At 62.4% G+C, this 13,737-nt stretch carries 11 protein-coding genes and 2 riboswitches; of the genes, 5 read left to right on the top strand and 6 right to left on the bottom strand.

All coding sequences use genetic code 11. The features are described from left to right. Window positions 1-3 precede the first annotated feature (3 nt). Window positions 4-1,563, bottom strand: a complete 1,560-nt coding sequence (locus EIY72_RS09510) for a TerC family protein (RefSeq protein ID WP_093219372.1) — start codon at window positions 1,561-1,563, stop codon at window positions 4-6. Between the two features lie 355 nt (window positions 1,564-1,918). On the opposite strand from EIY72_RS09510, the gene EIY72_RS09505 reads away from it, so the two are divergent. Beyond that, the gene (locus EIY72_RS09505) at window positions 1,919-3,142 is read left to right on the top strand and encodes an NADH:flavin oxidoreductase/NADH oxidase family protein (RefSeq protein ID WP_093219368.1); all 1,224 of its coding nucleotides are present in this window, start codon (window positions 1,919-1,921) and stop codon (window positions 3,140-3,142) included. A 91-nt stretch (window positions 3,143-3,233) separates the two neighbouring features. On the opposite strand, the gene EIY72_RS09500 is transcribed toward EIY72_RS09505, so the two are convergent. The 4 genes from EIY72_RS09500 to cobW form a co-directional block, all read right to left on the bottom strand. Continuing rightward, window positions 3,234-3,845, bottom strand: coding sequence for a vWA domain-containing protein (locus EIY72_RS09500; RefSeq protein ID WP_093219364.1), 612 nt, complete (start codon window positions 3,843-3,845; stop codon window positions 3,234-3,236). Window positions 3,846-3,898: 53 nt separating this feature from the next. Then, complete coding sequence (locus tag EIY72_RS09495) at window positions 3,899-4,906, bottom strand: magnesium chelatase ATPase subunit I (protein ID WP_093219361.1); 1,008 nt, start codon at window positions 4,904-4,906, stop codon at window positions 3,899-3,901. Between the two features lie 72 nt (window positions 4,907-4,978). Further along, window positions 4,979-8,821, bottom strand: a complete 3,843-nt coding sequence (gene cobN / locus EIY72_RS09490) for a cobaltochelatase subunit CobN (RefSeq protein WP_093219357.1) — start codon at window positions 8,819-8,821, stop codon at window positions 4,979-4,981. 3 nt (window positions 8,822-8,824) lie between these two features. Further along, window positions 8,825-9,892 (bottom strand): cobalamin biosynthesis protein CobW, encoded by a 1,068-nt coding sequence (gene cobW, locus EIY72_RS09485; RefSeq protein ID WP_093230466.1) that lies wholly within the window; start codon window positions 9,890-9,892, stop codon window positions 8,825-8,827. 102 nt (window positions 9,893-9,994) lie between these two features. Further along, window positions 9,995-10,208, bottom strand: a riboswitch (cobalamin riboswitch). Window positions 10,209-10,464: 256 nt separating this feature from the next. Then, a riboswitch (cobalamin riboswitch) is annotated at window positions 10,465-10,688 on the top strand. 118 nt (window positions 10,689-10,806) lie between these two features. Between cobW and EIY72_RS09475 the strand changes: the two genes are divergently transcribed. From EIY72_RS09475 to cobM, 4 genes are all read left to right on the top strand, one after another. Next, window positions 10,807-10,998 (top strand): CbtB domain-containing protein, encoded by a 192-nt coding sequence (locus tag EIY72_RS09475; protein ID WP_093219353.1) that lies wholly within the window; start codon window positions 10,807-10,809, stop codon window positions 10,996-10,998. Window positions 10,999-11,009: 11 nt separating this feature from the next. Beyond that, entirely contained in the window at window positions 11,010-11,717 is a 708-nt protein-coding gene (locus EIY72_RS09470) for a CbtA family protein (protein ID WP_093219349.1), read from the top strand. Beyond that, complete coding sequence (locus tag EIY72_RS09465; RefSeq protein WP_093219345.1) at window positions 11,714-12,127, top strand: cobalamin biosynthesis protein; 414 nt, start codon at window positions 11,714-11,716, stop codon at window positions 12,125-12,127. Before EIY72_RS09470 ends, EIY72_RS09465 begins: the two co-directional genes overlap by 4 nt. Before the next feature lie 82 nt (window positions 12,128-12,209). Continuing rightward, window positions 12,210-12,956: a precorrin-4 C(11)-methyltransferase gene (gene cobM / locus EIY72_RS09460; RefSeq protein ID WP_093219341.1), complete on the top strand. Its 747-nt coding sequence runs from the start codon at window positions 12,210-12,212 to the stop codon at window positions 12,954-12,956. Window positions 12,957-13,124: 168 nt separating this feature from the next. Here cobM and nfuA read toward each other — a convergent pair whose 3' ends face one another. Next, window positions 13,125-13,709, bottom strand: a complete 585-nt coding sequence (gene nfuA / locus EIY72_RS09455; protein ID WP_007959519.1) for a Fe-S biogenesis protein NfuA — start codon at window positions 13,707-13,709, stop codon at window positions 13,125-13,127. Between the last annotated feature and the right edge of the window lie 28 nt (window positions 13,710-13,737).

Genomic DNA, 13,737 nt, shown 5'->3' with positions numbered 1-13,737 from the left:
GAACTACCCGCCGATACGCATCAGGAAGACCCGCGTCACGCGCCGTTCTTCAACCGACAACACTGTCATCCGCCAGCCTTCCCACTCCAGGTTGTCACCGATCATTGGCAGTCGATCCAGCACACTCACCACCAGCCCGGCCAGGGTCTGATAGTCATCGGTGGGTTCTGCCGCAAACCCCGTACGCTGGCGCACCCGGGCCAGGTTCAAGGCGCCGCTGACGATGTATCCACCCTTCTCTTCCAGCACATCCGGGCCTTCGATTTCGCTGGCATCGGGCAGTTCACCGGCAATCGACTCGAGAATGTCGGTCATGGTCAATACCCCGACAAAGTCGCCGAATTCGTTGACCACAAAGGCAATGTGCGTCGACGCCTTGCGCATCTGCTCCAGGGCATTGAGGATCGAGTAACTGTCCAGCAGATTGAGCGGTTGGCGTGCCAGGTGCTCAAGGTCTGGCTCGTTGCCGGCCAGGTATTCCTTGAGTAACTCCTTCTTGTGCACGAACCCCAACGGCTCATCCACCGCGCCCGCACGAATCAGTGGCAGGCGCGAGTAAGACGAGTGCATCAGCCGCGTACGAATGGCCTCGGCATCCTCGGCAAGGTCAATGCAGTCGACGTCGGCGCGTACCGTCATCAAGGTACGGATCGGTCGCTCAGCCAGTTGCAGCACACCGCTGATCATCACCCGTTCGCGACGGCCGAAGAGTTCTTCGCTCGGCCCTTCGCCGTTTTCCAGCAGGTCGGCAATCTCCTCACCAACCTCTTCCACCGCCACTTTGCGCCCACCGAGCAGGCGCATCACCGCGTGGGCCGTGCGCTCACGCATCGGGCGCAAACCCTGCATGGACTTCTTGCGTCGGGCACGGGCGATCTGGTTGAACACTTCGATCAGGATCGAGAAACCGATGGCCGCGTACAGGTAACCCTTGGGAATGTGGAAGCCCAGGCCTTCGGCGGTCAGCGCGAAACCGATCATCATCAGGAAGCCCAGGCACAGCATGATCACCGTCGGATGGGCGTTGACGAAGCGGGTCAGCGGCTTGCTCGCGACAATCATCAGGCCGATGGAAATGATCACCGCGATCATCATCACCGCCAGCTCCTCCACCATGCCGACTGCGGTAATCACCGCGTCCAGGGAGAACACCGCATCGAGCACGACGATCTGCGCCACAATCGGCCAGAACAGCGCGTACGCCGTGTTGGAGGTACGCTCGCCAACATGACCTTCCAGCCGTTCATGCAGCTCCATGGTGGCCTTGAACAGCAGGAACACACCGCCGAACAGCATGATCAGGTCGCGCCCGGAGAAGCTCTTGTCGAACACTTCGAACAAGGGTTGGGTCAGGGTCACCAGCCAGGAAATACTCGCCAGCAGGCCCAGGCGCATCAACAACGCCAGGGACAAGCCGATCAACCGGGCGCGGTCACGCTGTTCCGGTGGCAGTTTGTCGGCCAGGATCGCGATAAACACCAGGTTGTCGATACCCAGCACCAGCTCCAGCACAATCAGCGTCAACAGGCCCAGCCACGCGGTCGGGTCAACTATCCATTCCATAAAATCGTCTCGTTCTCTTCAGCGAATTCAGAATGCCGGGCACGGCAAGGCGCGGCGCAGAGGCCGTGGGACTGCAATGAAAAAGAAGCTGGAATGTCTGAAGACCGGGTGCTTGGCGTGGCTCAAGTCCGGAGGTTGACGCGGGGAGAATCGACTACTGGGAGGCTCCGAGGGGGTGTTCATGCAAATCCTGTCAGGAAAAAAGGACCTGGATCGTACAGGCGATAGGGTTATTTCCTACAGCCTGAAATCATTTCAAAACTTGTAGATCTCGGCAACGCCGTCTCAACTTTGCGCTTGACCTTAAACCTCACTTCAAGCTTAGCCTCTGTTCATCACCTCAGAGGAATTCCGCATGTCGCCCTTCCAGACCTTGAAATTGCCTAACGGCCAGCTCATCGGTAATCGCATCGCCAAAGCGGCAATGGAAGAGAACCTCGCAGATACTCGCCAAGCGCCTGATCGCGAGTTATTCCAGCTCTACAAGGCCTGGGCCGAAGGCGGAGCCGGGTTGTTGCTGACGGGCAATGTAATGATAGACCGCCGCGCCATGACCGGACCCGGCGGTGTTGCCCTGGAAAACGAGGAACACCTTGAGCGCTTCGCGCGTTGGGCTCGCGCCGGGCGCGCAGGTGGCGCGCAGTTCTGGATGCAGCTCAATCATCCGGGCCGCCAGACCATGGCCAACCTCGGCCAGCAAGCGCTGGCACCGTCGGCAGTGGCATTGGACCTGGGTCAGTTCTCGAAAATGTTCGCCGAGCCCAAACCCATGAGCGAAGCCGATATCAGCGAGGTGATCAGACGCTTCGCCATCAGTGCGGCACTGGCGGAAAAGGCCGGATTTACTGGCGTGCAGATACATGCCGCCCACGGTTACCTGCTCAGCCAGTTCCTGTCGCCATTGACCAACCGTCGCAATGATCGCTGGGGCGGCTCGCTGGAAAACCGTGCGCGCCTGCTGCTGGAAGTGGTCAAGGCCGTGCGCAAAGCGGTTTCACCACAGTTTTGTGTCGCGGTGAAACTCAACTCGGCGGATTTCCAGCGTGGTGGTTTCGACGCCGAGGACGCCCGCCAAGTGATCGAGTGGCTCAATGAGTTGCCTCTTGATCTGCTGGAGCTGTCCGGTGGCAGTTACGAAGCGCCGGCCATGCAAGGCGAGGCTCGCGACGGCCGGACCTTGGCGCGCGAAGCGTACTTTCTGGAGATGGCCAGCGAACTGGCCGGCGTGGCGAGCATGCCGGTGATGGTCACCGGTGGGATCCGGCGTCTGGCGATCGTCGAGCAAGTGCTGGACAGTGGCGTCGCCATGGCCGGCATCGGCACTGCGCTGGCGGTGGAACCCCATCTGGTCAAGCACTGGCGCGAAGGCCGCAATAGCCACCCGCAATTACCGGCGATTCGCTGGAAACGCAAACCGCTGGCGGCGCTGGCCAGCATGGCGGTGGTGAAATTCCAGTTGCAGCGTTTGAGTCGCGGGCGCAAGACCCATCCGCAGGTCTCGGCACTGTGGGCGTTGATTGTCGATCGGGTGTATATCGCCAAGCGGACACGCCAGTATCGGCGGGCGATGGGCGGTTAACGGTCCGTGAGATCGCATCGCGAGCAGCTCGCTCCCACAGGTAGATGCCTGCAAATGTGGGAGCGAAGAAGGCCTGACCGAATCGTCTTCCTCAGCCCGGCAGCAACTCATCGATATGCCGATACTCCACCTGCATCTGTGCCGCCAGCACCTGACTGCGCCCGAGCCGGATCGGCCCGCGCTCGATATCGATCAAGCATCCAGGGCATGGCAACGCCGGCAACTGCGCCCAGTCCTTGAGTCGCCCATCCGTCACCAGCAACAACCGCTGCTGTTCTGCCGGGAAACGCTTGCGTCGCGCATCCAGCCAGTGACTCGCTTGCGCCAGTGCCGCCAACAATGGCGTTCCACCGCCCGCACCAAGTCCATCGAGCCAATGGCGCAAACCGCTGGACGCCTTCAACCCTTGCACCTGCCACTGCGGTACCGGGCCACTGGCGGTCAGCAACGCCAGTCGAGCGCGCTGGCGATAGGCGTCATCAAACAGCTGCGCGAGCAATCCCTTGGCATCGCTCAAGGCCTGATGACGACGGGTCGAGGCCGACGCGTCGACAATCACCAGCCACAACTCATGGGGCGAACGCGTGCGCAGTTGAAACAACAGATCGTCGCGTTTTCGCGGCCGGCCCGCGAGCAAAGTTCCGGGCCAGTTCACCGTGCCGTTGCGCGCCGCATGACGTTTACCCTGCTTGCCGTGATCCAACCGTCCGGCACGGGGTCTGGCATTCGCCCCCGCGTCGGATCGAGGGCGAATGCCTAGGGCTTTTTTGGCCAGCTCGGCACTTCTCGTCGTGCGCCGACCGGCAACGCCTGAGCGGGCATGTCGCCCCACTGCCCCTGCCCTTCACCCGGATTTTGCTGCGATTGCTGAGGTGCCTGGGCAGCTTGGGGCGGCTGTGGCGCTGAAGCGGGCAGTTCTCGCCGCCGATGACGCAAGGCGAACTCGGCAACGGCGTCGATATCTTCCTCGGTGATGCCCGTGGCCCCACGCCATGCCGCGTGTGCACGGGCCGCACGCAGCCAGACCAGGTCGGCGCGCAACCCATCGACGCCGGCGGCAAAGCAGCGCTCAGTGATCTGCGCCAACGCGGCATCATCAAGGGGAATCTCCGCCAGCGCGCGACGGGCGTTTTCACAGCGTTCACGCAACGATTGCTGCTGGACATCCCACTGCGCGCAGAAACCTTGGGGATCGCTGTCGAAGTCCAGGCGCCGACGAATGATCTGCCCACGCTCGGCAGGTGCGGTATGGCCGCTGAGGGCAACGTTCAAGCCGAAACGGTCGAGCAATTGCGGGCGCAATTCACCCTCTTCCGGGTTCATGGTGCCGATCAGGACGAACTTCGCCGAGTGCCGGTGGGAAATACCATCGCGCTCGATCAGGTTGGTGCCGCTGGCGGCGACGTCGAGCAGCAGGTCGACCAGGTGATCGGGCAACAGATTGACCTCATCGACGTAAAGCACACCACCGTCGGCCTTGGCCAATACGCCGGGGGAAAACTGTGCGCGGCCTTCGCTGAGTGCGGCGTCGAGGTCGAGGGTGCCGACCAGGCGCTCTTCGGTGGCGCCCAGTGGCAAGGTGACGAATTGGCCGCTGGCCAGCAGGTCGGCCAGGCCTCGGGCCAGGGTCGACTTGGCCATGCCGCGCGGACCTTCGATCAGCACGCCGCCGATTTTCGGGTCGATGGCGGTGAGGCACAGGGCGAGTTTCAGATCGTCAGCGCCGACCACGGCGGAGAGTGGGAAGTGAGGGGTGTCGATCATCGGGTTTTCTCAGTCGTGGTCGGTAGTGAATGTCAGTGCGCATTCGCGAGCAAGCTCGCGCCAACAGGTGCGTTAGTTGTCTTCTTCTATGTCCAGCAACAAATTCTCCAGCGCCTCGCGATACGCCCCGGGCTCTTTCCACATTCCCCGCTGCTGCGCTTCGAGCATGCGCTCGGTCATGTCGCGTAATGCATGGGGATTGTGCTCACGGACAAAATCCCGGGTCGCCGGATCAAGCAGGTAAGCATCCGCTAGCAAGGCATACTGGTGATCGTCAATCAGCTGCGTCGTCGCATCGAAGGCAAACAGGTTGTCGACCGTCGCCGCCATTTCGAATGCGCCTTTATAGCCATGCCGCTTGACCCCGTCGAGCCACTTCGGATTGGCCGCCCGGGAGCGAATCACCCGGTTCAGTTCCTCTTTCAAGGTGCGGATCTTCGGCAGGTCCGGCTGGCTGTGGTCGCCGTGATAACTGGCCGCCGCTTCGCCCCGCAGGGTTTCCACCGCAGCCAGCATGCCGCCCTGGAACTGGTAGTAGTCATTGGAATCGAGCAAGTCATGCTCGCGGTTGTCCTGATTTTGCAGCACCGCCTGCATCTGGCCGAGACGCTGGGCGAACTGTTCGCGGGCGGCTGTTCCCTCATCCGCACCGCCATAAGCGTAGCCGCCCCAATTCAGGTAGACCTCGGCGAGGTCTTCGCGGCTGTGCCACAAACGGCCGTCGATGGCGCCCTGCACGCCCGCGCCATAGGCACCGGGCTTGGCGCCGAAAATGCGCCAGCCGGCCTGGCGCCGGGCTGCGTCTTCATCCAGCCCCGCCTGTAGCAGTGCTTCGCGCTCGACGCGCACCTTGGCTGCCAGCGGGTTGAGATCATCAGGTTCATCCAGCGCCGCAACCGCCTGCACGGCAGCATCGAACAAGCGAATCAGGTTGGCAAAGGCATCCCGAAAGAACCCCGAGACACGCAGCGTCACGTCCACCCGCGGACGATCAAGCAGGCTCAGCGGCAGAATCTCGAAATCGTCGACCCGCTGACTGCCGGTCGCCCACACCGGGCGCACGCCCATCAGTGCCATGGCCTGGGCAATATCGTCGCCACCGGTGCGCATGGTTGCGGTGCCCCAGACCGACAGGCCGAGCTGGCGAAGATGATCGCCGTGGTCTTGCAGATGACGTTCGAGGATCAGGTTCGCCGACTGGAAGCCGATGCGCCATGCGGTGGTGGTCGGTAGATTGCGCACGTCCACCGAATAGAAGTTGCGGCCCGTGGGCAATACGTCCAGGCGTCCGCGACTGGGGGCGCCGCTAGGGCCGGCGGGGACGAAGCGACCGTTCAAGGCGTCGAGCAAACCGCGCATTTCCGCCGGGCCACAGGCGTCGAGCCGTGGCGCAACCACCTCGCGCAGGCCGTTGAGAATGGCCTGTACTTCGCTCCACGGTTCTTCCTGTGGGAGCGAGCTTGCTCGCGATGGAGTGTCAGTCGACACTGATGTGCCTGAAACATCATCGCGAGCATGCTCGCTCCTACAGGAGGTATTCAAGGCCTGTGAAATCAGTTGTCCGGCAAACAGTTCGAGGCGTTCGCGAGTATCGCCTGTGATGCGCCAAGGATCGTGGCTGACCGACAACAAAGCTTCAGGCCGAGGCCCGCCCCAGGGCTCTGCCAACACACAATCCAGCGGATCGATCCCCAGTTCGAACGCCTTGGCCAACGCCCGCAACAGACTCGATTGCGCCCCTTTGCCATCGCCACGGGGAATGCGCAACAGCGCCAGCAGCGTGTCGATCCGCAAACGCCCGGTCGGTGATTCGCCGAACACGTGCAGGCCATCGCGAATCTGCGACTCTTTCAAGTCGCACAGATAGGTGTCCAGGCGCGGCAACCAGATCGCCGCGTCCGCATCACTGTCGAGCTGTTCATCCAGCTGCAATTCGCGGTCGATGTGGCTGTCGCGCACCAGTTGCAGAATGTCGCGCTGCAACTCCCGTGCGCGGCGCGGATCGAGCAACTGCGCTTCGTAATATTCGTCGGCCAGCAACTCCAGATTACGCAGCGGACCGTAAGTTTCGGCACGGGTCAGCGGCGGCATCAGGTGATCGATGATCACCGCCTGAGTGCGCCGTTTGGCCTGGGCGCCCTCGCCCGGATCGTTGACGATGAATGGATAGATGTTCGGCAGCGGCCCGAGCAGTGCATCCGGCCAGCACTGCTCGGACAGGCCGACGCCCTTGCCCGGCAGCCATTCGAGGTTGCCGTGCTTGCCGACGTGGATCACCGCATGGGCGCCGTAGGTGTTGCGCAACCAGAAATAGAAGGCGAGATAACCGTGGGGCGGTACCAGGTCCGGATCGTGATACACCGCGCTCGGATCCACCTGATACCCCCGTGCGGGCTGAATGCCGACGAAGGTCAGGCCAAAGCGCAGACCGGCAATCATCATCCGCCCGTTGCGGCACATCGGATCGTTCTCGGGGGCACCCCAACGCGCCTGCACCGCCTGGCGATTGGCTTCGGGCAACGCATTGAACAGCGCCAGGTATTCGTCCATGGCCAGGCTTTGCGCGCAAGGACGCTGATCGAGGCTTTCCAGGTCATTGCTGACGCCGCCCAACAACTGTTGGATCAGCGCGGTACCGTTGTCCGGCAATTCAGCCGGCAGCGGATAACCTTCGGCATGCAAGGCACGCAGGATGTTCAAGGCCGCCGCCGGCGTGTCGAGGCCCACGCCGTTGCCAATCCGGCCGTCGCGGGTCGGGTAGTTGGCAAGTATCAGCGCTATGCGCTTTTCAGCGTTGGGCAACCGCCCCAGATCGACCCAGCGTCGCGCCAGTTCGGCGACGAAATCCATGCGCTCGGGCGCCGCTCGATAGCAGACCACGTCGCTCTGGCTACGTTCGCTGCGCCACGCCAGGTCCTTGAAGCTGATCGGCCGGCTGATGATGCGCCCGTCCAGCTCCGGCAAAGCGATGTGCATGGCCAGGTCACGCGGGCCAAGGCCTTGCTCGCTGGCGCGCCAGCCAGGCTCGTTGTCCTGGGCGCAGATGGCCTGGATCACCGGGATATTACGACGGAATGGCCGCAAGTGCGGCGCTTCAGGACTGGACTGGGCAAAGCCGGTGGTATTGAGAATGACCCCGGCCTGCACCTCGTCCAGCCAGTCCTCGACCGTCGCCAGACAGCCAGGCTCTTTCAGACTGGCCAGGGCAATCGGCAACGGGTTCAACCCGGCCGCCTGCAGGCGCTGGCAGAACACGTCGATGAATGCGGTATTCGCCGCTTGCAAATGCGAGCGGTAGAACAATACCGGCGCGACGGGTAAACCCGCCTGCCAGCCGGCTTGCCAGTCACTCAGCGTGGCATTGGATTTGCGCGGGTGATAAATCGCGGTGCGTGGCAACACCTGCGGCTCGCCCCAGGTGTAGTCACGTGCCAGCCAGCGGTTGGCCAGGCAATGGAAAAAGTCCAGGGCATTGCCCATGCCGCCCTGACGCAGAAACTGCCAGAGACGGTCGCGATCCTCGACACCGACGGTACTCAGGTCGCTGAGTTCCGGGTCCGGGCGGTCATCGCCGGGCACCAGAATCAGCTGCACGCCGCGCTCGGCCAGTTCCACCAGGCGCTCCACGCCGTAGCGCCAGTAAGCAATGCCGCCGTGCAGGGAAATAAGAATCACCTTGGCGTGGCGCAGCACTTCGTCGACGTACAGGTCAACCGAGGCATGATTCTGCACCTGCATCGGGTTGGCCAGGCGCACGCTCGGGTAATCGTCGGGCAACTGCTGCGCCGCTTCGGCGAGCAGTGCCAGGCTGGAATCACCGCTGCACAGGATCACCAGCTCGGCGGGGGTTTGTCCGAGGTCGGCAATGTTGTCATCCGACACGAAACCGCCGGGCTGGGTCCTGAGCAGGTGCATGGCTTACACGCTGAGCGCAGCGCGCAATTGCGCTTCGAGTTGCGCGGCGTCCAGCGCCTGGCCGATCAGCACCAGACGGGTGATGCGTGTTTCGTCGGCGCCCCACTGGCGATCGAAGTGTTTGTCGAAACGCGTGCCCACGCCCTGGATCAGCAAACGCATCGGCTTGTTCGGGATCGCGGCGAAACCTTTGACCCGCAGGATCCCGTGCTTGACCACCAGTTGGGTCAGCGCGTCCATCAGCAGACTTTCGTCAGCTTGTGGCAGCTCGATGGAAATCGAGTCGAAGGCGTCATGGTCGTGATCATCATGATCGTCGTCATCGTGGTGATGGTCGTGGTGGCTGTGACGGCTATCGATATGCTCTTCGGAGCCGGCACCGAGACCGATCAATACGTCCAGCGGCAGACGCCCGCTGCTGGCTTCAATGATTTTCACCGCCGGCGGCAACTCTTCGGCGACTTCGGCGCGCACGCGGGCCAGGTCTTCAGGGTTGATCAGGTCGGTTTTGTTGAGGATCACCAGATCGGCGCTGGACAACTGGTCGGCAAACAGTTCGTGCAGCGGCGATTCGTGGTCCAGGTTCGGGTCGAGTTTGCGCTGGGCGTCGACCTGGTCCGGGAACGCGGCGAAAGTGCCGGCAGCCACGGCCGGGCTGTCGACCACGGTGATCACCGCGTCAACGGTACAGGCGCTGCGGATTTCCGGCCACTGGAAGGCCTGGACCAGAGGTTTTGGCAGGGCCAGGCCCGAGGTTTCGATAAGGATGTGGTCGAGGTCGCCGCGACGGGCCACCAGTTCGCGCATCACCGGGAAGAACTCTTCCTGAACGGTGCAGCACAGGCAGCCGTTGGCCAGTTCGTAGACGCGGCCGCTGGCCTCTTCTTCGGTGCAGCCGATGGAACATTGCTTGAGGATTTCGCCGTCGATGCCTAATTCGCCGAACTCGTTGACGATCACCGCGATGCGGCGACCCTGGGCATTGTCGAGCATGTGCCGCAGCAGCGTGGTTTTACCCGAGCCGAGAAAACCTGTGACGATGGTGACGGGGAGTTTGGCCAGTGATTTCATCGGATGCCCTTTGGCGTTAATGGCGGGCATACGGGACGACGACCGGCAACGCGAGCGCGTGCCTGGAAGAGTTCGCCACCGGATCACCCCGCCCGGTTGAAAGTGAGAATCTGTGTCGAGGCAGGTCTCCTGGCTGACGGTGTGCCGGCGTTGACGCCCGGCATTCGCTGCGCCTTCCCGCCGGCCCCGTGGATTGGGCCTGCAGTGGCATGGCAACGAACATCACCGTTCACAGTTGCGGGGGCAGCCGCGGCATTGACCGCGTTCCCTTCTTAGCTTCGGCAAACGCCGAAGAACCTCGAAAGCGCAAGGCTACGCATCGTATTGGGGTGGGTCAATGTCCGATCGGAGAATGCGCTCCTCTGTGGCAAAAAGGAGCTTGCCTGTGGCGAGGGAGCTTGCTCCCGTTCGACGGCGAAGCCGTCGCCAATTCGGTGTGCAGCGTTTGGCCGAAGAAATGGAAGGGGCTGCTTCGCAACCCGACGGGAGCAAGCTCCCTCGCCACAGAGTGCTGTGTAGAAAGTTCAAACGAGAACCTCTTCCAATTGACGCCCCACCCTCGCCCATGCTCTGCTACACAACTTGTTACGGGTGCCCTTCACAGGGTGAAACGGGAAACCGGTGAATCATGTGCTTTACTCTAAAGCCATGTCAGTCCGGTGCTGCCCCCGCAACGGTAAGCGAGTGAAGCGTCAGATCCACTGTGCCACGGCATGGGAAGGTGATGCTTGCAGGTTCGGACAACTTGTCCAGACCCCTCGTGAGCCCGGAGACCGGCCCGCAACACAAAGTGACGTTTACGTCACCGACACAACAAACCCGCGGTGGGCGGGCGCTGTTAGAAAACGCCGCGCGCCTGCACGCGGCGTTTCACCTGCGCTCGATCACCCGCTGACAGACCAGAGGGAAGCGCCATGTCCACCATCAGCAGCACCGCCCAAAGCAGCGCCAGCAGCACCGCAACCTTGACTCAACGCCTGACCGCCGCTGTGTGTGCGTCGATCCTGGGCGCGTGCCTGGTGTATTTCGCCGGTTTCTCGCATATCGAGGCGGTGCACAATGCGGCGCACGATACTCGTCACAGCTCCGCGTTCCCGTGCCATTGAGACCTGCAGACATGATCAAGCGTATTGCGCAAACCGCAGGCTTCACGGGGCTCCTGGCCGCCCTGTTGCTGACACTGCTGCAGAGCTTCGCGGTAGCCCCGCTGATTCTCCAGGCCGAAACCTACGAAAAATCCGAACCGGCCGCTGTTGAAGTTCATCAGCATGCCGAGGGCGCGATGGCTGCCCACAGCCACGACGCTGAAGCCTGGGAGCCGGAAAATGGCTGGCAGCGCGTGCTGTCGACCACCGGTGGCAATCTGGTGGTGGCCGTCGGCTTTGCGCTGATGCTGGCAGGCCTGTACACCTTGCGCGCACCGAGCAAGACTTCCCAGGGCCTGCTCTGGGGCCTGGCCGGTTACGCCACCTTTGTCCTCGCCCCAACCCTCGGCCTGCCACCGGAATTGCCCGGCACTGCTGCGGCCGATCTGGCGCAACGGCAAATCTGGTGGGTGGGCACTGCCGCCTCTACCGCAGTGGGTATCGCCCTGATCGCCTTCAGCCGTCACTGGCTGATGAAAGTCCTGGGCGCGCTGATTATCGCTGTGCCTCACGTGATCGGTGCACCGCAACCGGAAGTGCACTCGATGCTCGCCCCAGAGGCACTGGAAGCCCAGTTCAAGATCGCTTCGCAGCTGACCAACCTGGCATTCTGGCTGGCCCTGGGCCTGATCAGCACCTGGTTGTTCCGCCGCAAGAGCGACGGTCAATACCACGCATGACCGATGCCGGCGCAGCGCCGACCCTGGTGGTCGGCCTGGGCTGCCAGCGCGGCTGCCCCGTCAGCACCTTGCGGGCGCTGCTCGACCAGGCACTGGGGGCGCACCAGATCGCCCTGCATGACATCAAGGCCCTGGCCAGCATCGACCTCAAGCGTGACGAGCCGGCCCTGATCGAACTGGCCTCGCAACTGGGCCTGCCGGTGACCTTCTTCAGCAGCGAACAGCTCGCCGTGTATGAGCCACGTCTCAGCCACCAATCACAAATCGCTTTCGAGCGCACCGGATGCTACGGCGTGGCGGAAAGTGCTGCGTTGGCACTGGCCGAACAACTGGCCCAGGCACCGGCAAAACTGTTGATTCCCCGGCAAAAGTACGCCCAGGCGACCCTGGCATTGGCCTCTGTTGCGTAGAATCCCCGATAATCCCTGCCTTCTATCATGAGCAATCTTCATCTGAAGCCTTGTTCGGCCCCTTTTTTCACAGGAACTGACCATGACCGTCTACTTTATCGGCGCAGGTCCCGGCGACCCCGAACTGATTACAGTCAAGGGCCAGCGACTGATTCGAAGCTGCCCGGTGATCATTTACGCCGGATCACTGGTGCCTGCCGCCGTACTGGAAGGTCATCGCGCCGAACAGCTGGTCAACAGCGCTGAATTGCACCTGGAACAGATCATCGATCTGATTAAAGCGGCGAACGCCAAGGGCCAGGACGTGGCCCGCGTGCACTCCGGCGATCCGAGCCTCTACGGGGCCATCGGCGAGCAGATCCGCCATCTGCGTGAGCTCGGCATAGCGTTCGAGATCGTACCCGGCGTGACAGCCACGGCCGCCTGTGCGGCGCTGCTGGGTGCAGAACTGACCTTGCCCGACGTCTCCCAGAGCGTGATTCTCACCCGCTACGCCGACAAGACATCAATGCCGCCGGGTGAGGAATTCTCCAGCCTGGCGCAGCACGGGGCGACTATGGCGATTCATCTGGGGGTCAACCACTTGGTGAAGATTGTCGAGGAACTGCTGCCGCATTACGGCGCGGATTGCCCGATTGCAGTGGTGCACCGGGCCAGCTGGCCGGATCAGGATTGGGTGGTGGGAACCCTGGACGATATCGCCGCAAAGGTTGAAGCCAAAGGGTTTCGGCGTACGGCGTTGATTCTGGTGGGTCGGGTATTGGGCAGTGACCACTTCAGCGAGTCATCGCTGTATCGCGCGGGGCACGCACACCTTTACAGACCCTGAAGCACCTGTGGCGAGGGAGCTTGCTCCCGCTGGACCGCGGAGCGGTCCCAACTTCAATCAACCCACTCATCACGGGAAAATGCATCGACTGATTTTGTGATGGCTATGCCATCAAGCGGGAGCAAGCTCCCTCGCCACAGCGCTGTTTTTCATGTCGCAGCGAACACCTTAGTAGTAGGCGTTTTCTTTCTGCGTGTGGTCGGTGACGTCACGGACACCCTTGAGCTCCGGAATGCGCTCGAGCAAGGTGCGCTCGATGCCTTCCTTCAAGGTAACGTCCGCCTGGCCGCAGCCCTGGCAACCGCCGCCGAACTGCAGAACGGCGATGCCGTCTTCGACCACGTCGATCAGGCTGACCTGACCGCCGTGGCTGGCCAGCCCCGGATTGATCTCGGTCTGCAGGTAATAGTTGATGCGCTCGTTGATCGGGCTGTCGGCGTTGACCATCGGAACTTTGGCGTTTGGCGCCTTGATGGTCAGTTGGCCGCCCATGCGGTCGGTGGCGTAGTCGACGACGGCGTCGTCAAGGAACGCTTCGCTGAACGAGTCGATATAGGCGGTGAAGCTTTTCAGCCCCAGCGCGGTATCTTCAGGTTTTTCTTCGCCCGGCTTGCAGTAGGCAATGCAGGTTTCGGCGTACTGGGTGCCAGGCTGGGTGATGAAGACGCGGATGCCGATACCCGGGGTGTTCTGCTTGGAGAGCAGATCGGCCAGGTAATCATGGGCGGCGTCGGTGATGGTAATAGCGGTCATGGAAACTCCTCGCAGGCTTGGGCGCAGT

Source organism: Pseudomonas vancouverensis (assembly GCF_004348895.1).
Taxonomy (GTDB): domain Bacteria; phylum Pseudomonadota; class Gammaproteobacteria; order Pseudomonadales; family Pseudomonadaceae; genus Aquipseudomonas; species Aquipseudomonas vancouverensis.
Note: the sequence above shows the minus strand (reverse complement) of the source record. Positions and strands in the feature narration are given on the sequence as shown.